The following is a 16,663-nucleotide window of genomic DNA, read 5'->3' as shown; positions in this document are numbered from 1 at the left end:
TGAACGCAACTACGAAGCAGGCGGTAGCAGCTAGCAGCGTGGGAATCATCAGTACGCCGAACCAGCCTACATACAGGCGGTTCTCGGTGCTGGTGACCCACTGGCAAAACTGCTCCCACAGGGAGGCAGATTGTTGTCTTTGTAAGGTCGTTGTCATGATTGAAATAAGTGCAGGTTTTTTTGAACTTGGTTCATCCGCAAGGGATGACGAGGTATGTATGTCATTACATTAACTCTATTGTTGCAGTTTGTAAACCTTGCTTTGGGCAGATACTAATCCTTCAGGCTCAAAACCTAGGCAATGAGGCGTAGAGCCACGCCTAAAGGGAGCCAGGGATGCTACAAGTGGGCGATCGCGCCATCGCTCCTTAAATCGCATCCGCCCCGTAGACCCTCTGTATCAACTTGAATGGCGTGGGCATGGCCCATTTGGCTAGTCCAGGCAGGGGCTACTGTCAGCTGGTGCCCTCGGTCTACCAAGGCCTGTCGCACCGCTGTGGGAATGCGGCTCTCAACGGCAAGCTGCGTCGATGCCTCACCCCAGGTGCGGCCCCATACCCAGCGAGGCAAATCGATTGCCGTTTGGGGGTCAAAGCCAAAGTCAAGAATTCGCGTCAGCAGCGCCAGCTGGGTTTGGGGCTGACCCTCGCCGCCCATGGTGCCCAACACCAGGTGGGGGCGGCCTTCGCTTAGCACCAGGCCGGGCATCAGGGTGTGAAAAGGGCGCTTGCCTGGCTCTAGAGCATTGGGATGATTTGGGTTGAGAGAAAACAGAGAGCCTCGGTTTTGCAGCGGAAAGCCCAAATTGGGAGGCACCACTGCGGCACCAAAGTCAAAGTAGTTGCTTTGAATGACTGATGCGGCGTTGCCTGCCCCATCGACTACGGCGGTGTAGGTAGTGCCGCCGCCGATTTCAAGGGCGGAGTAATTCTGAGCAACAGACATACTGAGCCTGGCCCGGCGGCGATCGCCGTAGGCCTTCGACAGCAGCTCTGCCATTGGGATGTCGGTAAAGTCGGGGTCGCTCAGCCAGCGATCGCGATCGGCAAAGGCCAGCTTGGTCGCTTCTACCAGCAGGTGGTAATAGTCGGCGGTGCCGTGTCCCACGGTGTGCAGGTTAAACCCCTCCAGCACGTTGAGCATTTGCAGCACCGTAAAGCCCTGGGTGTTGGGCGGCAGCTGGCACACCGGGTAACCCCGGTATGTCGTCGCAATCGGCTCTACCCAGGTGGTCTTGTGATGAGCAAAATCGTCTTTGCTGAGCAAACCGCCCAGGCCGTTTAGGTAAGTGACCAATTCGGCAGCAATTTCACCCTGGTAAAAGTCTTGGGAACCAGCGGTAGCTAACCGTCGCAGAGTCTTGGCCAGAGGCAGGTTGGCCATTTGAGCGCCAGCTTGAGGTGCGCTGCCCCCCGGCAAAAAGGGATTGCTCGCGCCGCCATAGGCGATCAGATCTGCCTGGTTTACCCGCGTCCAGTGGGCCTGAGAGGGCGAAACCGGGTAGCCCCGTTCAGCCAGAGCGATCGCAGGCTGAAGCAGGTCGGCCCAGGGCAGATGGCCAAAGCGCTGGTGGGCAGCCTCCCAGGCTGAAACGCCTCCCGGTACCGTAATGGCCGCCTGGGGGCCACGCTGGGGAATGGCATCTAAGCCGAGGCGGGTAAACACAGCGCGATCGCACCCCGCCCCCGCTCGCCCGGAGCCATTGAGACCATACAGCTGTTGGGTGTGAGCGTCATAGCCCAGCCAGAAGCCATCGCCGCCCAGCCCGGTCATGTGGGGATAGACTACCGCCAAAGCCGCCTGGACTGCGATCGCCGCATCCACCGCATTGCCACCCTGACTCAGTATGTTTAAGCCTGCGGTAGAGGCTAGGTAGTGAGGGCAAACCACCATCGCCGTGGGCGGCTGAGAGCGAGACATCGAGGAAGGCATACCTGATTCAGGCTATGTTTAGCATTGGGCATAGAACATAGCATTTTTAGTCGTTGCAGACGTCATTGTTGCCCATGTCCGGGGTGGCAGGCGAGCAAGGGTTAGGATGATTTTTGAATAGGAATTGTCCTTGAGCAATATCGGCAACTAGCTAAAAACTCCAGCTTTCGCGACCAACTATTCTCTATACGCCTATGTTTATTTACTTTTGCGATCGCGAAAACCTGGGGCCAGTTCATCAATGGGTTGACGGCCAACCGTGGGGCTGGCCCTGACTACGAGACGCTCTGAACCATCGATAGGCTAATCCATTTAGCCCCAAACCCACGGCAACCAGCCAGGCCATCAGCGCCACCTGGTACCAGGCAACGGGCGGAATGCTTATATCCACCACCAGGTGGGCTACGTTCAGTACCGAGTACAGCAGCGTTAGCCAAAGGTGGGCCAGGCGGTACTGTCGGGAGTCAAAAAAGCAAATGCCTACCATCGCCATGAGTGGCGCGATAAAAAATGCCAGCATTAGCCATAGAACCGACGATATTTCGCTGATGTCGGTAGCCACCTGGCCGTGGGGTGCCAGTACGCTCAGCCCGTGAAACAGCGGTATCAGAGCCAGCTGGGTGTGAAACAGCGTACCCAGTAAGAACACCGTCCACAGGGTTATGAGCTGATCAGCCATCGATGGCCGACCTAGAGGCTGACTGGCCATCTTTCTACCTCCTTAGCTAAACAACGCTAGTGCAAATCTTCCTCGCTGCGCTCAAGCAGGTTGTCTCGGGTGTGTTCGGCTCGGTGATGCTGATTGGCCATTGCCTGACGCGCCTTTTCCTCCACCGTTTGGTCTGACGACTGGTGCAATTCTTCTTCGCTGCGCTCGAGCCGATTGTCTCGGGCGTGCTCGGCCTGCTGGCGCTGCTGGGTAAGGCGTTGGCGAGACTGTTCGTCTTGATTGGTCATGGTACGACTACCTGCTGGTCAGGTCTTTAAGAAAGCGGGTGAGCGATCGCAAGCTCTGTACCTATTATCCAAAACATGACCAGCGCAGCAGCAGAGCCGATACGATTATTTAGCCTTCCACACCCAGCCCCTGAGCGTCCCTAGACCTATACTCGTCATACAATCGGACTGCCAAAGACTCACCCTCTGTCACCGCGCCTGCGCCCTTGCCGCAAGGATTACGGCACAGAGGCAGTGGCCACCGTGATGTCGCTCCCCAGCGGGCGAATTACCAGCGTATTAAATAGACTAATGTCGGTGCCCTCAGGTACCGATAGGTCAAAAGCGCCGCTGGTTTGAGGCAGTGGCCCCAGGGCAATGTGGCGTTTGGCCAGATTGCCGTTGATGGTTAAGAAGGCCTCCAGCCTGTCATCTTCAGCGGCGGTGGTGAAATCTTTTAGCGACAGCGTAATGCTGCTGCCCACAATGGCCGCCCCCACATAGCCGCTGGCGGGATAGTTATCGGTACCGGCAACACTGCCCATAGTCAGTTCTCCCTAATGACACGGCCATTATTGTAGAGAGAATCTGCCGCTATCCCAGGTTTTGGTGGGCTGATTTCGGTTCAGCGTCGGCAATGTTTATGCTGCGATGGTTTTTGCGTTAAGGGAACGATAAATCCTTGTCAGCCACAGCTGAGCTGTCCGCAACCGCTGGATTGCCCAAAGCGTGGCAGGACGAGCGATCGCCAGCCCGGTCTTTAAAAAGCGCGATTCGTGGAGCGATCTCAGAGAAAATCGCTGTCCGCAAATGATGGGTTTTCACCACCCATTCCCGCCCCAAGGGCGGCTATGCTTGGAAAAGAACCTAGTAATAACTCTCCCCCCTTTCACGGATGTGTCAGGGGGTTTTACAATAGTTCATATTAGGTGTTGTTGCCGCGGCCTCAGCTCAGACTCCCCGTCATGGTCTCGTGATAGAGTTTTCTGTTGTCAAGGCTACCAACGACAACCCAGACCCCGTCTGAGTAACCCATGAAGATGGTCACCAGCGGCCCATCGCCCAGAATCCGGAGAAGCAGTTATGGCTAAAGACATCACCCGTTATCGCAATATTGGCATCTTCGCCCACGTAGACGCGGGCAAGACGACCACCACAGAGCGCATTCTCGCCCTCACCGGCCGCATTCACAAAATCGGTGAGGTTCACGACGGTGCCGCCACCACCGACTTTATGGAACAGGAGCAAGAACGGGGGATCACGATTCAGTCGGCAGCCACCACTTGCTTCTGGAAAGATCACCAGCTCAACATCATCGACACCCCTGGCCACGTTGACTTCACCATTGAGGTATATCGCTCCCTCAAGGTGCTCGACGGCGGCATTGGCGTGTTCTGCGGCTCGGGCGGTGTAGAACCCCAGTCTGAAACCAACTGGCGCTACGCCAACGACTCCAAGGTGTCTCGCGTCATCTACGTCAACAAGCTCGATCGGGTTGGGGCCGACTACTACCGCGTCATCAAGCAGGTTGAAAACGTGCTGGCGGCAACCCCCCTGGTGATGGTGCTCCCCATCGGCACCGAGAACGACTTTGTGGGCGTCGTTGACCTGCTCACCCGCAAAGCCTGGGTGTGGGATGAGTCGGGCAAGCCCGAGAACTACGAGATCAAAGATGTCCCCGAAGACATGAAGGATCAGGTCGAAGAGTACCGCGAGGCGATGGTTGAACTGGCCGTCGAGCAGGATGAAGCCATCCTCGAAAAGTACCTCGAAGGTGAAGAAGTCACCATCGACGAAATCAAGTCCTGCATTCGCAAGGGCACTCGCGATCTGGCTTTCTTCCCCACCTACTGCGGTTCCTCCTTTAAAAACAAAGGGGTACAGCTGGTGCTGGATGCGGTAGTTGACTACCTGCCCAACCCCCTCGAAGTGCCGCCCCAGCCCGAGATCGACCTGGAAGGCAACCCCACCGGCAACCTGGCCTACGCCGATGCCGACAAGCCCCTGCGGGCGCTGGCCTTCAAAATTATGGACGATCGCTTTGGCGCGCTCACCTTCACCCGCATCTACTCGGGTCAGCTGAAGAAGGGCGACACCATTCTCGACACGGCTACCGGCAAGACCGAGCGGATCAGCCGCCTGGTCGAAATGCACGCCAACGATCGCGAAGAGGTCGAATCGGCCCAGGCGGGTGACATCGTGGCGCTGATCGGCATGAAGAACGTGCAGACCGGCCACACCCTCTGTGATCCCAAAGCCCCTGCTACCCTGGAACCCATGGTCTTCCCCGACCCGGTGATCTCCATTGCGGTGTCGCCGAAGAAAAAGGGCGACAACGAAAAAATGGGTATGGCAATCAGCAAGATGGTGGCCGAAGACCCCTCCTTCCAGGTGGAAACCGACGAAGAGAGCGGCGAAGTCATCCTCAAGGGCATGGGCGAACTGCACCTCGACATCAAGGTCGACATTCTCAAGCGCACCCACGGCGTCGAAGTGGAAGTGGGTAAGCCTCAGGTGGCCTACCGCGAGTCGATCACCAAGCGTCTGGTCGACAGCTACACCCACAAGAAGCAGTCGGGTGGTTCGGGTCAGTACGGCAAGATCGACTACGTGATCGAGCCCGCTGAAACCGGCGCTGGCTTCCAGTTTGAGTCGGCGGTGACCGGCGGCAACGTGCCTCGCGAATTTTGGCCTGCGGTGCAGAAGGGTTTTGAGACCAGCATCGACAAAGGACCTCTGGCAGGCTACCCGGTGGTTGACCTCAAGGTCACCCTCACCGACGGGGCCTACCACGCGGTTGACTCGTCGGCGATCGCCTTTGAAATCGCCGCCCGCGCCGCCTACCGTCAGTCGCTGCCCAAGGCTGGCCCTCAGCTGCTGGAGCCGATCATGAAGGTCGACGTATTCACCCCCGATGACTACATGGGCGACGTGATCGGCGACCTCAACCGCCGCCGCGGCATGATCAAGTCCCAAGACCCCGGTGCCACTGGGGTTCGTGTCAAGGCCGATGTGCCCCTGAGCGAAATGTTTGGCTACATCGGCGACCTGCGCACCATGACCTCCGGTCGGGGCCAGTTCTCCATGGAGTTCTCTCACTACGCTCCCTGCCCCAGCAATGTGGCCGAGGAAGTGATTAAAGAAGCCAAGGAGCGCCAGGCTGCCGCCGCCAAGTAGGCCGCCAAATAATCGGCAGGGGCACAGCAGGCTGTGCCCCTGCTTTGGATAGAGAGCGCCCTGGCCAGACTCTGGCTGGGGCGTTTTGTCGTTGACGTACGGCGATCGCCCGATGACTATTACCCACATCGTATTTGACATGGGCGGGGTGCTGGTCGAGCTACAGTGGCTCGACCGCGTCAAAACCCTGCTCAACAGCCCCATGACCCTCGAAGACCTGCACGGGCTCTGGGTGAGCGCCCGCAGCACCGCCAGTTTTGAAACCGGGCGCAGCGACTTTGCTACCTTCGCCACGGCCTTTATTGAAGAATTTGAGCTGGCGATCGCGCCTGAGCGGCTGCAGCACGAGTTTCTCGAAATTGTGCAGGCTCCACTGCCCGGTTGCAGTCAGGTGCTGAGCGCGCTCAAGCCCCGCTACCATCTGTCGCTGCTGTCAAACACCAACCCGGCCCACTACAAACGACTGCGCGATCGCTACGACTTTTTCGACTACTTTGACCAACTATTTTTGTCCTACCAGATCGGTATGATGAAACCTAGCAGCGCCATCTTTGAGCACCTGCTGACCACTCTCAATACCCCCGCCGACACCGTTGCCTTCTTTGACGATGGCCTCCGCAACGTCGAAGCCGCCCGCGCCCTCGGCCTTCACGCCTACCACGTCAATTCTCCCGCCGCCGCTATGGCCGTAGTCGAGGGGTTCTCCTGACCCCGGTTCCCTACCGCTTCCAAAGCATTCTACGGAAACCGACACACTACCTGCCCTACAATTTTCTCCCAGGGTACCAGGCCAAACTCGCGGCTATCGGTGCTGGCGGCGGCGTTTAGCCCCTTTAAAAAGCAGCCCTCGGCCTCAACATACACCACCCACTTAATCAGCCTTAGGTCCGGCTGATAGGGATGGTAGGCCACCACCAAGTCCCCAGGCAAGGGCCGAGACTGGCGGTAGGCAAACGGATTAATCAATACCTCGGTGCCGGCCACCAGCAACGGCTGCATTGACTCGCCCACAATGCGAAACCGCCGCCGCCGTCGCAGCAGCCACAGCACTACATCAGTAGGATGGCTTTTGCGCAACTGCGACGGCGGCAGCGGAGACGTTGAGAAGGCGGTATTTACCGGCATCGAGCTGTGGAAGAGGGATGAAGAGATGAAAGGATAAAGAAAATCAAAAACGGCTTTGCGTTTTCATCCACCTCACCTTCTTCACCTACCTCACCTTCTCCATTCACCCCTAGCTAGCGGTGTACCAAGAAACATCGCGGTTCTTGGTGGCCCAGAACATGTTGTGGATCTTGTGCACGGCTTCCATTAGCTCATTGGCGTGCTGCACGCTGACCTCTACCTTGGTGGCAGAACAGAGCTTGGCAGCCTTCCAGAAGGTGTCGTGCAGGTCGGGGAACTGCTCCAGGTGCACGGGCTTGAAGTAGTCGGTCCACAGCACCAGCAGTTCATCTTTGGCAATCTGAGCCTGCTCTTCTTTGATCGCAGTATAGCGAGCAAAGGTGTTGTGGTAAGCCACAGCAGCGGCCTTGTCACCAGCGGCGGGCATCTCCAGATCCACCAGTTTCTTGGTCATCGATACCACGGCTTCGGCGGCGATGCGGGCTGAAGAGGGGTCGTAGACACCGCAGGGGCCGTCGCAGTGAGCGTGTACCTCAGCGGCGGGGAACCATGCCTGTAGTTTGGCAATTGCGTGGTTGAGCATAATCATCCTGGTAGTGAATAGGTAAAAGCGTTAAAACAGTAACTCTCTACAATTTTGGTGCTTCTGGCCTCAACTGCGCCCTCGCCCGTGTCGGATGAAGCATCCCTATGCCGGGCAGGGGCATAAGCCAGGCCACGTTTCACATTGTTAACGGTATTGAGTCCTTCTGCAACCTTCTATCCTCCGTCGAATGATAGATTCCATCTTCCGACGGGGGGCCAAATCCTTGCTTTGCGGTCGTTTTTCAGTACACTTGTACGATTAATCCTGACAGATTGTTCAACACTTTGAGTAGTCCTTTGGTTATGGCATTTTTCTCATGGCATGGGTGGAGCCGATCGCTCGTGCTGGTTGTCCTGGGCATGGGGCTAACAGGCTGTAGCGACCTGCTGTTGCTGGTCACTACCTGGACTACCCCGGTAAACCTGGCCACCCTGCCCCCCTGCGTTGACGACGACTGCAACTGCGGCGACTTTGCCAGTCAAACCCAGGCCCAAACGGTGCTAGACGCCTTTAGGGGCGACCCCTACGGCCTTGACGGCGACGGTAACGGCACGGCCTGCGAGCTGCTGCCCCCGGTGCCGCCACCGCCTGACCCACCGGCCCCACCCTCTAGCAACCCTCACCTGGTGTTGGGCAACCCCAGCCAGGCGGCTACGGCAAACCCCAACAATTATTTGCTGCAGCGCAATCAGTACGTGCTGAGCTATAGCCGCGATCGCAATGGGTTGAACTGGGCCAGCTGGGAGGTCGATGCCGCTTGGCTAGGCTCCACCGATCGCCAGGATAACTTTCGCCCCGACGGCGGCCTGCCCGCCGGGTTTTACCAGGTCACCCCTAACGACTACCGGGGCAGCGGCTACGATCGCGGCCATGTGGTGCCCTCGGGCGATCGCACCCGCACTGTGCAGGACAACGCGGCCACCTTTCTGATGACCAACATCATTCCCCAGACCCCCGAAAACAACCGCGGCCCCTGGCGCGAGCTCGAAGAGTATGGCCGCGACCTGGTCTACCAGTACGATCGCAGTCTCCACGTGTTTGCTGGAGCCTACGGCAACCAGGGCAGTGTCGGCAACCGAGCAATTGCTATTCCCTCCCGCCTCTGGAAAATCATGGTGGTGTACGACCGCCTCCCCAACGGCAGCCTGGGTATTGGCAGCGACACTCAGGTGATCGCCGTAGACATGCCCAACACCGAGCAGGTTAACCCCGACTGGCGGCAGTACCAAACCTCGATTCAGCGCCTTGAGGTAGCTACAGGGTATACCTTTCTAGAAAATTTCCCCGCCGATCTGCAGGCTGCTCTAAAGGCTAAAACTAGCGATGTACCTTAAGTCGCCAACGGCACGGCAGTCCAGAAATGAGTGTGAGCGCTTATACTGGTTAGAAAGATAAACTTACTTTTAGGACTTTAGCGTGTATGGTATTTAATCTAGATGCAAGGGTTAAGACTGGGTAGCACTTATCCTAGCCGCCGCAGCGGCGGTCGCGGCAGTTGTGGATAGTGTTGCTAAAGATAGTTTCCCAGTAAAGCAGGTGCTTCTAACACTGCTCTTCAAGGCTTGCTCCGCGGATCTTCGATGTGTGGCTACTTGAGGGCAGCCAGTACTGCCCAAGATGCAACCGTTTAGAGCTTAATCCTGAAACAATGCCTCTCAGAAAGTTTAGTTTGATCGATTTCCTAGATTTTTTTAGAGGAAACCGTTAAACTCTTACCCTTGCTTACATATAAAGACAGACGAGCTTTGTCTGATTTTTAGCGAGCAAGCTAGAAGTGTTTTCTAAGTAGCTAGCCTACTTATTTGCAAAGCTCGGCATCTACAACGATTATAGGTATCTCGTTAAGTTAATTACTCATAATATTTATGTCTAATAAATACGGTCTGAAGCGCTTATCAATATTTGTAGACGGCAACAATATGTTTTACGCCCAGCAAAAAAATGGCTGGTTTTTTGATCCCAAGCGCGTGCTCGAATATTTCCTCAGCCTTGACGGCGGCGCTACCCTGGTCAACGCCTTCTGGTACACAGGCCTCAAAGATCCTCAAGATCAGCGCGGTTTTCGGGATGCTCTGATTAGCCTGGGCTACACTGTCCGTACCAAAATTCTCAAGGAATATTACGACGACACCTCTGGCCGGTACTCCCAAAAGGCTAACCTCGACATTGAGATCGCCATTGACATGTTCAATACGGTTGACCAGTACGACGAGGTGGTTCTGTTTAGCGGCGATGGCGATTTCGAGCGGGCGATCGAACTGCTGAGATCTAAAAATACCCACATCACCGTCGTCTCTACAGAGGGCATGATTGCCCGTGAACTGCGCAACGCCACCGATCGCTACATTGATCTCAACAGCGTTCGTAAATACATTGAAAAAGACTAGCAGCGCCCTCTCAAGCATGCGCTGGGAATGTCTCGGCTCGAGATGTTTGCCCTGAGTAGCCGTCACGATTGCGGTGACTTTGAGCGGCATTGGCAAAGAACTCGACGTAGCGATCGCCCAGCGCTGTTATACTAGGTGACTGTAAATCTCTCTCGCCGATGTGGCTCAGTGGTAGAGCACTCGATTCGTAATCGAGCGGTCGCGGGTTCAAATCCCGCCATCGGCTTCTCTCTCAAATGTCTGAAACACCTTGATTCTAAAGGGTTCGGGGTCTCGACCGCTTAGTGTGGCGAGACCCATAGAATCCTAAAATTGGGTGTAGATGGACATCTTTAGGCCACTTTTTGGGGTAAGTTTGGGGTAATTAACGGGGGTCTACCACAGTCCATTTACCCCATTCCCCGCCATGACTTCTCTCTCAACGACCCAGTCCAAGTCTCGCAAAGCGAAGAAAGGCACCGTCCAGGTCAAGAACTCCAACGATCGCTTGCAGCTGGTCTTTAGCTGGCAGCGCCAACGATACTACTTCAGCACCGGCCTGCCTGACTCCCCCATCAACCGCAAGCTAGCCGAGCAAAAAGCTCGTCAAATCGAGTTAGATTTCGTTTCAGGCAACTTTGACCCCAGCCTCGATAAGTACCGACCCGAGGTCGAACTGTCCGAGTCCCAACGGAAGGCTCCCGCGACGCCCAAACTGCTCGATCTGTGGGAGCAGTATATGGAATACCGCACCCCCAACATTTCGCCGACCACCCTGAACAGCACCTACGAGCCCGTCGCCGCCCACATCCGCAAGTGTAAGACTGACGGGTTGAAGAACCCGCTCAAATTTCGCACGGAACTTCTAAAAGCCACCACCGAATCGCAAGCCCGCCGATCGCTGATGCAAATCTCAGCTGCCTGTGAGTGGGGTCTCAAACACAATCTGATTCAGGAAAATCCTTTTTCGGGCATGTATCTGGACATGCTCCAATCGAAAGCACCACCGCCTGTGGCCTTTACTGTTGAGGAGCGCGATCGCATCATCGCGGCTTTCGTCAACGACAGTCGACCAGGCACCGACTACCGACACTATGCACCCTTCGTCAAATTCTTGTTCTGGACGGGGTGCCGCCCCTGTGAGGCGATTGGGCTGCGCTGGGGCAGTGTGCTACCCGATTGCAGCCGTGTGCATTTCCACGAAAGCATTGTTGAGATTTCAGGCCGGAAGGTCAGACGCAAAGAGGATAAAACAGCGGTCAAGCGCTGGTTTACCTGCCCCGATAATTTGAAAGAGCTCTTGCAATCCATTCGGCCTGAGCAACCAGATCCCGAAGCCTTGGTCTTTCCCTCGCCCAAAGGTCACTCTATAACCGCCAGCAACTTCCGTGATCGGGGGTGGACAGCCATTTTGAGTGACCTTGGGCTGTCGATGAAAGAGGGCATCAAAATGACGCCCTACAACTGTCGCGACACGTTTATTACCCTCCAGGCGTTGCAGGGCCATTCCTCGACCACCATTGCCCGCTGGGTAGGCAATTCAAGCAAAATTATCGAAGAGCGGTACCTCGATCGGATGAGATTGGATCATCTCCGGCCTACCAATATTTGAGGTGAAGGCGGGCTACTAGGCTGCACTTACGCTTAAAAATCAGCAGTAGACCCGCCTTTTCCTAAATTTGCTCAAGTGATATCAGCTCATACAGCACTATCTCAGCACATGAGCTAGAATTGGCGCAATTGAGAAGGGCTCTACTTAGCTGTTAATCAACCTCGTATTCTCTTGAACCCTCGATAATTTGGGCCATGCCTCGCAAACCTAGCGAAACCAAGTCTGGAACCGGCAAAAGCCGAGTGCGTTTCATCTTTGAGCCCGATCGCACCACCCCCAACGGCATCACCTACTCCTGGCTGATCCACGACACCTACAACGGCAAGGAGAAAGCGGCCACCGCCACCCGTGCCTTCTGGCTGCCCTTCGCCTACCGGCACTCAGGCAATTACTCTGAGGCCGAGTTGCGCGACCTGGCACAGCAATCGATTTGGCAGATGGAAGCTCAAATTCAACACCTGCGCGAGGAATTTGAGTTGGGCCTGGCTCGGCCTGACCCGACAGAATTGGTGGGAAGCCCAGAGACAGAGAATCTACAGGCTGAGTCCATTAGTGGATCCGCTCTGGCGCAGCCGGTGACGGTTGCCGCTCCAGCTGACCTACTCGACGAGTTCACCGATGCCCTATGAGTGAACCCCTGTTGCCGAAGGAGCCCGAAACTGAGAAAGGGCGATTGATGCGCCAGCAGTACCTGGCGCTGGCTAAGGCTTCGCTCAAAGATGCCAAGGACTACGAGAGCCTCTACACCCGCTACAGCGACAACTCCACGTCTGCCCAGGTGTTAGATCAGGAGGTGGCCAGAGCGGCACTACAGACCGGCAAGTCTCCGAGGCAGGTGATTCAACTGCTGGCCCAGGGGCCGTTTACTCAGCAACAGATTTTGGGATCGTCTGAGGAGGAGAAGAAAGCGGCCCTACCCAAGCTACTCCAGTACGCCCAGAAGACGGTGGATAGTCTTCAGCAGCAGCGGTATCTGGAATATGCCTGCTCGGTGACGGGGAAAATCCAGAGCTATCCCGACCTCTATCGAGATTATGTGAGCAGCGATCTGGCTGCGATTCAGCTTGACCAGAAGGTGACGGCGGCGGCGCTGGGGGCCGGGGAATCAGGGGAGGCCGTGGCGGCACTGCTGCACCAGGGGCCGTATGCTCGTTTTCAACAAGATTTGCAGGGAGTGGCCCCACCGACTATTGAGCAGTATGCCCGAGGGACGGTAGCCCAGGTACAGGCGATTCAGGCGCTTCAAGTAGGGCAGCCGCAAAGGAGCATACCGCGCTCTAGAGGAATAGACCGGTAGTACCTTGATCCTGCCAGAGCACTACTCGTCGAGTTCGCTGCTGATGTACTGATCGACGAAGGCTTCAGCGGCTTCTGGGCTCATAGTTTTTAGAACACGGACGATTTCTAGGATGGTGTCGCCGGTGGGGTCGATTTTGCCGCTGCACCAGCGGTACACGCTATTGCGCCCAACCCCCATGGTGGCCGCGAACCGATACTGAGTGATGCCGTACTGCTCCAGTACTTGTTTGAGAACGTAGCCTGCTTTGCCCATATCCTCATCATTTCAGAGGAGGTATAGCCATGCGAATCCATATATGTTGACGTACTCATATGTGGGCACTATTATGGCAGTAGGACTATTTGAGGTTCGTGTTGTGTTAACCCCTACAGCTTTCATCGGTTCAGAGGTGAGTGGTGCTGACCATGACCTGCTAGTCAGCGTTGAAATTATGCAAAAGCTGAGCAACTATCCAAGACCTGATCGGGAGTCTGTCAAGCTCCTGGTGATCGGGTCTCGGGAAGCGATTCAGGCCATGCTTCAGCAGATGCATCTGTGTGGTTTTGCCGAAATCTTTGAGTGGACTGATTTTATGCCCGCACCTACTCCTGAGAGGCCGCTGCAATGTCAACCCGGCGAATTGATGAGGATGTTGGTGAAGTATTTCTCTAAACCTCATGCGAGGTAGATCGGAGTGTAGGGTCAATCCTCCTCAAACTCGTGGGCTGAAAACTTGAGCGTGTTGGCGTTTTCGGTAACGGTGCGCATAACTGACTCAGAGAAACCCTGGGCAGCACTCGCCTCAATTTCGATGCGGATTGACACATTGGCACCTACTTGGCCGATCAAGTGTTGCAGTACTGCGTCAGCTACCTGATCAAAGTCGCGCTTGCAGCGAACGGGGTCAAGATTGGTTGAACCAAAGAACCGGGTGATTTTCTTTTCGACCACGACAGTAGCGGAACCATCCGTTGAGTCAGCGACTACTGATGTGCTGCCCGGTGAAACGATATCTGTCGCTGTGTAGCCTCCGGATTGCCCTTGATTAACTGCCCTTTCCGCCTCTATGCGTTTGCGTTCTGCGTCTTCGGCATCGAGCTGCTGCTGGGCGATCGCGAGTTTGACCAGCAAACTCTGGCTGCTGAGTGTGGGGGTAATGAACTGGCCTGCTCGCAGTCCTTGATACCGTTGTCTAGCGTCATCCCAACCTTCGGCATAGGCAAAGGTTTCGGCCCAGAGCAGGTTAGAAGTACCTTCCTGAACGGCATCCAGCAACACCTGGTACGACTTGAGGCGGGGCAGATAGAGGTACTGGGCGAGATAATCCCAGAGTTTTTTAAGGTCAAGGTGGTTGCTGTCTCGCCATAGGAAGGGCTCAAGGGCTTCCATACAAAGCCGACTGGCGGAGTAATGGGTGATGAGGTGCTCTTCGTGAATCAGCTTGCGGCTGGCGCGAGCGATCGGCAAGTCTTGACCCTGAATCCGAATTTCAGTCCACTTAACGCTGCCTTGGGGATCGGGTTGATCGGGTACGAGTGCCCATTGATAGGCTTCACTGAGTAAGGCATCGGCGGACTTATCCGAGTCTTCTACCTTGGTTTCGGCTTGTTTTTGCTGAAACGGATCTAGGTTGATGGTCGTTTTATCGGCCATGATCGATTTCCAAGCCAGGTATTGAGCGGTGACTCGCTCTAGGGTTTCTAGCTTGGCCTTGTCGGCGGCTAAAAACAGCAGCATGTTTTTGTAGTAGCGGGGGCTGGCTCCCTTGTGGCTGAGGGCATCTTCGGCCCATTGACGGGCTGGGCTGTCTTCTACTAAGCGGCTGTGGCATTGCTGGGGGCCTAGAATCACCAACCGGATACCATCCGTAGGGTCATCGGGGATATCTGCTGATGAGGCAGGGGCCGTATGGACCGCACAGAAGTCTTCTCGTCTGCGGGCCTGGTGATTGAGCCGTCGAGTAATTTCTTCCGAGACGGTGTCTTTGTCTGACAAGATTTGCTCGGAGCGATCTTGAGCGGTGCGGGTAACGTTGGGCTGAGTAGAGACCCAGTAGCGGTTGCCGTCTACGTAGAGATAGGTGGCCTGATCGGTTAAACGACGGAGGGCATCACCAAAGGTGGCGACACTTTCGCCAGGCTGCACGCAGCCCAGCTTGATGCGCCGGTCTTCGACGCCTCGGTTAGCCCCTTGCAACGTCGGGGCCGACCCCAGATAAATCGTGCGCGTTACCCGACGACAAGCTGAGTAGCGGCCCAGGTTAGGGTTTTGAGCATCAAGGGTTTTGGGTAGCGAATTCGGGCCATCCACATCCCGCTCTAGAATAGGCGGCCAGTTGTCTTCTAGATAACGGGTCATCTCTGGTTGTACCTGGGCATCGCTGATGGGGATGTGCCCAGGCATAATCAGCAGGTTCTTATCGCCACTTTCCCATAGGGCATGGATGACCTTGGCCATGAGCCTCAGGACCCCTCGGGTACGCTGAAATTTGTCGAGACTAGACCAGTCAGAGTAAAGGCGATCAAACAGCTCTGGGTGAATGGGGTAGGCGTCGAGCATCCGCTGCTTGTAGCTGGCTTCCCGGCATTCGGAGGGAAACTCCTGGGACTGGGTGCGATACATTTCGGCAAAGGCGGTGACCACGGCATCGCGATCGACAAACAGTTCACGGTTGGTCGTGGTCTGAAACAGGCGACGGCGGACAATTTCAAAGCTTTCTTCGGCGCTGGCAGGCCGCCATGGCGATTCGACCCGGCCAATGGCATTTTTCAGCCGGTCTAGGGCCTCTTTGCCCCGTTCGCCGCCAATTTCAATATCAGAGGCCGGGATGCTGACGACCAAAAGCGTCCCCTTGGCATTTTTGGCTGACTCACTGAGGGTTTGGGCAAAGGTAAAGTGAGTATCAAAATCTCCGGCGGGCAGGTCTTTATTGTCGTGGAGTTGGCGAGCGTAGGCCACCCACTCATCGATCAAAACCATGCAGGGGGAATACCGGTCGAACAAGTCTTTGAGGGCGTCGCCGGGGTTGGTGGCCGTTTCGTCGGCTTCGCGAATCATCTCGTAGGCTTCTTTGCCACCTAACTGGTAAGCCATTTCGCCCCACAGGGTGCGAATGGTGGTGCCATCTTTTTTGTGGTGAATTTGCCCCGGAGATGCTTTGTTACCCACGAGCACCGCGACATTAACGTTCTGAGGCGGCTGCTCAATATTAGTATCTTGAAATATGGTCTCCATGCCCGGCAGGTCTTGGGCGTTCACCCCCATGCAGAGGTGGTACAGCGCCAGCATGGCGTGGGTCTTGCCACCCCCAAAGTTGGTCTGTAGCTCGATGACTGGGTCGGCAGCTTGCCCACTGAGACGCAGTAGGGCATTGCTGAGCAATTGGCGCAGGCCCTCGGTGAGGAAAGTGCGCTTGTAAAACTCGGTGGGGTCTCGATATTCGTCGGAGCCGCGATCGCAATACACTTCCCAAAGATCGGCGGCAAATTCAGCTTGCTGGTACTGACCAGAGGCCACATCGGGGTGAGTTATGTTGATTTCTGGTGTATGGAGGGAAAAGAAGGAAGGGCGTATCCTGCTGGATGAAACAAGGTAACCAGCGAAGGAATACACCATGAATGACGACAATCTTATTGCATTGCCCCCGAGCG

Annotated in this window: 16 protein-coding genes, 1 tRNA gene and 1 pseudogene; 9 read left to right on the top strand and 9 right to left on the bottom strand. The window is 56.0% G+C overall.

The genetic code is table 11. The annotated features are described in order from the left end of the window. The 5 genes and pseudogenes from ACQ4N7_RS28820 to ACQ4N7_RS28800 form a co-directional block, all read right to left on the bottom strand. Nucleotides 1–157, bottom strand: a pseudogene (locus tag ACQ4N7_RS28820) (photosystem II q(b) protein); the annotation flags it as partial. Between the two features lie 182 nt (nucleotides 158–339). Beyond that, on the bottom strand, nucleotides 340–1,920 hold the full coding sequence (gene ggt / locus ACQ4N7_RS28815; protein WP_430714874.1) for a gamma-glutamyltransferase: 1,581 nt from the start codon (nucleotides 1,918–1,920) through the stop codon (nucleotides 340–342). 250 nt (nucleotides 1,921–2,170) lie between these two features. Beyond that, nucleotides 2,171–2,641 carry a hypothetical protein gene (locus ACQ4N7_RS28810; protein WP_430714873.1) on the bottom strand — a complete coding sequence of 157 codons (471 nt, stop codon included), beginning with the start codon at nucleotides 2,639–2,641 and terminating at the stop codon, nucleotides 2,171–2,173. Between the two features lie 26 nt (nucleotides 2,642–2,667). Further along, nucleotides 2,668–2,889: a hypothetical protein gene (locus ACQ4N7_RS28805; protein WP_430714872.1), complete on the bottom strand. Its 222-nt coding sequence runs from the start codon at nucleotides 2,887–2,889 to the stop codon at nucleotides 2,668–2,670. 218 nt (nucleotides 2,890–3,107) lie between these two features. After that, nucleotides 3,108–3,413 carry a hypothetical protein gene (locus ACQ4N7_RS28800; RefSeq protein ID WP_430714871.1) on the bottom strand — a complete coding sequence of 102 codons (306 nt, stop codon included), beginning with the start codon at nucleotides 3,411–3,413 and terminating at the stop codon, nucleotides 3,108–3,110. A 538-nt stretch (nucleotides 3,414–3,951) separates the two neighbouring features. On the opposite strand from ACQ4N7_RS28800, the gene fusA reads away from it, so the two are divergent. After that, nucleotides 3,952–6,045 carry an elongation factor G gene (gene fusA / locus ACQ4N7_RS28795; RefSeq protein ID WP_430714870.1) on the top strand — a complete coding sequence of 698 codons (2,094 nt, stop codon included), beginning with the start codon at nucleotides 3,952–3,954 and terminating at the stop codon, nucleotides 6,043–6,045. A gap of 112 nt (nucleotides 6,046–6,157) precedes the next feature. Further along, nucleotides 6,158–6,754: an HAD family hydrolase gene (locus ACQ4N7_RS28790; RefSeq protein ID WP_430714869.1), complete on the top strand. Its 597-nt coding sequence runs from the start codon at nucleotides 6,158–6,160 to the stop codon at nucleotides 6,752–6,754. Nucleotides 6,755–6,783: 29 nt separating this feature from the next. Here the strand turns inward: ACQ4N7_RS28790 and sodX are convergent, their stop codons facing one another. Beyond that, nucleotides 6,784–7,170 carry a nickel-type superoxide dismutase maturation protease gene (sodX, locus tag ACQ4N7_RS28785; protein ID WP_430714868.1) on the bottom strand — a complete coding sequence of 129 codons (387 nt, stop codon included), beginning with the start codon at nucleotides 7,168–7,170 and terminating at the stop codon, nucleotides 6,784–6,786. Between the two features lie 109 nt (nucleotides 7,171–7,279). Further along, the gene (gene sodN / locus ACQ4N7_RS28780) at nucleotides 7,280–7,753 is read right to left on the bottom strand and encodes a superoxide dismutase, Ni (protein ID WP_430714867.1); all 474 of its coding nucleotides are present in this window, start codon (nucleotides 7,751–7,753) and stop codon (nucleotides 7,280–7,282) included. Between the two features lie 305 nt (nucleotides 7,754–8,058). Here sodN and ACQ4N7_RS28775 point away from each other — a divergent pair, with 305 nt between their 5' ends. From ACQ4N7_RS28775 to ACQ4N7_RS28750, 6 genes are all read left to right on the top strand, one after another. Then, nucleotides 8,059–9,090, top strand: coding sequence for a DNA/RNA non-specific endonuclease (locus tag ACQ4N7_RS28775; RefSeq protein ID WP_430714866.1), 1,032 nt, complete (start codon nucleotides 8,059–8,061; stop codon nucleotides 9,088–9,090). A gap of 531 nt (nucleotides 9,091–9,621) precedes the next feature. Continuing rightward, nucleotides 9,622–10,143 (top strand): NYN domain-containing protein, encoded by a 522-nt coding sequence (locus ACQ4N7_RS28770; RefSeq protein ID WP_026072253.1) that lies wholly within the window; start codon nucleotides 9,622–9,624, stop codon nucleotides 10,141–10,143. Between the two features lie 154 nt (nucleotides 10,144–10,297). Further along, nucleotides 10,298–10,369, top strand: a tRNA-Thr gene (locus tag ACQ4N7_RS28765). A 180-nt stretch (nucleotides 10,370–10,549) separates the two neighbouring features. After that, nucleotides 10,550–11,734 (top strand): Arm DNA-binding domain-containing protein, encoded by a 1,185-nt coding sequence (locus tag ACQ4N7_RS28760; RefSeq protein ID WP_430714865.1) that lies wholly within the window; start codon nucleotides 10,550–10,552, stop codon nucleotides 11,732–11,734. A gap of 194 nt (nucleotides 11,735–11,928) precedes the next feature. Further along, complete coding sequence (locus ACQ4N7_RS28755) at nucleotides 11,929–12,363, top strand: hypothetical protein (protein WP_430714864.1); 435 nt, start codon at nucleotides 11,929–11,931, stop codon at nucleotides 12,361–12,363. Beyond that, nucleotides 12,360–13,031, top strand: a complete 672-nt coding sequence (locus ACQ4N7_RS28750; RefSeq protein ID WP_430714863.1) for a hypothetical protein — start codon at nucleotides 12,360–12,362, stop codon at nucleotides 13,029–13,031. Before ACQ4N7_RS28755 ends, ACQ4N7_RS28750 begins: the two co-directional genes overlap by 4 nt. 21 nt (nucleotides 13,032–13,052) lie before the next feature. Here the strand turns inward: ACQ4N7_RS28750 and ACQ4N7_RS28745 are convergent, their stop codons facing one another. Further along, nucleotides 13,053–13,286, bottom strand: a complete 234-nt coding sequence (locus ACQ4N7_RS28745; protein ID WP_430714862.1) for a helix-turn-helix domain-containing protein — start codon at nucleotides 13,284–13,286, stop codon at nucleotides 13,053–13,055. Between the two features lie 73 nt (nucleotides 13,287–13,359). Between ACQ4N7_RS28745 and ACQ4N7_RS28740 the strand changes: the two genes are divergently transcribed. Further along, a complete protein-coding gene (locus ACQ4N7_RS28740; RefSeq protein ID WP_430714861.1) occupies nucleotides 13,360–13,701 on the top strand; it encodes a hypothetical protein in 342 nt (113 codons plus the stop codon). A 14-nt stretch (nucleotides 13,702–13,715) separates the two neighbouring features. Here ACQ4N7_RS28740 and ACQ4N7_RS28735 read toward each other — a convergent pair whose 3' ends face one another. Continuing rightward, nucleotides 13,716–16,529 carry an ATP-binding protein gene (locus ACQ4N7_RS28735; RefSeq protein ID WP_430714860.1) on the bottom strand — a complete coding sequence of 938 codons (2,814 nt, stop codon included), beginning with the start codon at nucleotides 16,527–16,529 and terminating at the stop codon, nucleotides 13,716–13,718. Nucleotides 16,530–16,663 lie beyond the last annotated feature (134 nt).

The organism is Nodosilinea sp. AN01ver1 (assembly GCF_050565655.1).
Classification (GTDB): Bacteria; Cyanobacteriota; Cyanobacteriia; order Phormidesmidales; family Phormidesmidaceae; genus Nodosilinea.
This window is presented reverse-complemented; position numbering and strand designations above follow the sequence as displayed.

Bases quoted from the DNA above. Each gene is read 5' to 3' on its own strand.
- ACQ4N7_RS28750 (WP_430714863.1), top strand. From the start codon at position 12,360: ATGAGTGAACCCCTGTTGCCGAAGGAGCCCGAAACTGAGAAAGGGCGA.
- ACQ4N7_RS28740 (WP_430714861.1), top strand. From the start codon at position 13,360: ATGGCAGTAGGACTATTTGAGGTTCGTGTTGTGTTAACCCCTACAGCT.
- ACQ4N7_RS28810 (WP_430714873.1), bottom strand. From the start codon at position 2,641: ATGGCCAGTCAGCCTCTAGGTCGGCCATCGATGGCTGATCAGCTCATA.
- ggt (WP_430714874.1), bottom strand. From the start codon at position 1,920: ATGTCTCGCTCTCAGCCGCCCACGGCGATGGTGGTTTGCCCTCACTAC.
- ACQ4N7_RS28805 (WP_430714872.1), bottom strand. From the start codon at position 2,889: ATGACCAATCAAGACGAACAGTCTCGCCAACGCCTTACCCAGCAGCGC.
- ACQ4N7_RS28790 (WP_430714869.1), top strand. From the start codon at position 6,158: ATGACTATTACCCACATCGTATTTGACATGGGCGGGGTGCTGGTCGAG.
- ACQ4N7_RS28760 (WP_430714865.1), top strand. From the start codon at position 10,550: ATGACTTCTCTCTCAACGACCCAGTCCAAGTCTCGCAAAGCGAAGAAA.
- ACQ4N7_RS28800 (WP_430714871.1), bottom strand. From the start codon at position 3,413: ATGGGCAGTGTTGCCGGTACCGATAACTATCCCGCCAGCGGCTATGTG.
- ACQ4N7_RS28770 (WP_026072253.1), top strand. From the start codon at position 9,622: ATGTCTAATAAATACGGTCTGAAGCGCTTATCAATATTTGTAGACGGC.
- sodX (WP_430714868.1), bottom strand. From the start codon at position 7,170: ATGCCGGTAAATACCGCCTTCTCAACGTCTCCGCTGCCGCCGTCGCAG.
- ACQ4N7_RS28755 (WP_430714864.1), top strand. From the start codon at position 11,929: ATGCCTCGCAAACCTAGCGAAACCAAGTCTGGAACCGGCAAAAGCCGA.
- ACQ4N7_RS28775 (WP_430714866.1), top strand. From the start codon at position 8,059: ATGGCATTTTTCTCATGGCATGGGTGGAGCCGATCGCTCGTGCTGGTT.
- sodN (WP_430714867.1), bottom strand. From the start codon at position 7,753: ATGCTCAACCACGCAATTGCCAAACTACAGGCATGGTTCCCCGCCGCT.
- ACQ4N7_RS28745 (WP_430714862.1), bottom strand. From the start codon at position 13,286: ATGGGCAAAGCAGGCTACGTTCTCAAACAAGTACTGGAGCAGTACGGC.
- fusA (WP_430714870.1), top strand. From the start codon at position 3,952: ATGGCTAAAGACATCACCCGTTATCGCAATATTGGCATCTTCGCCCAC.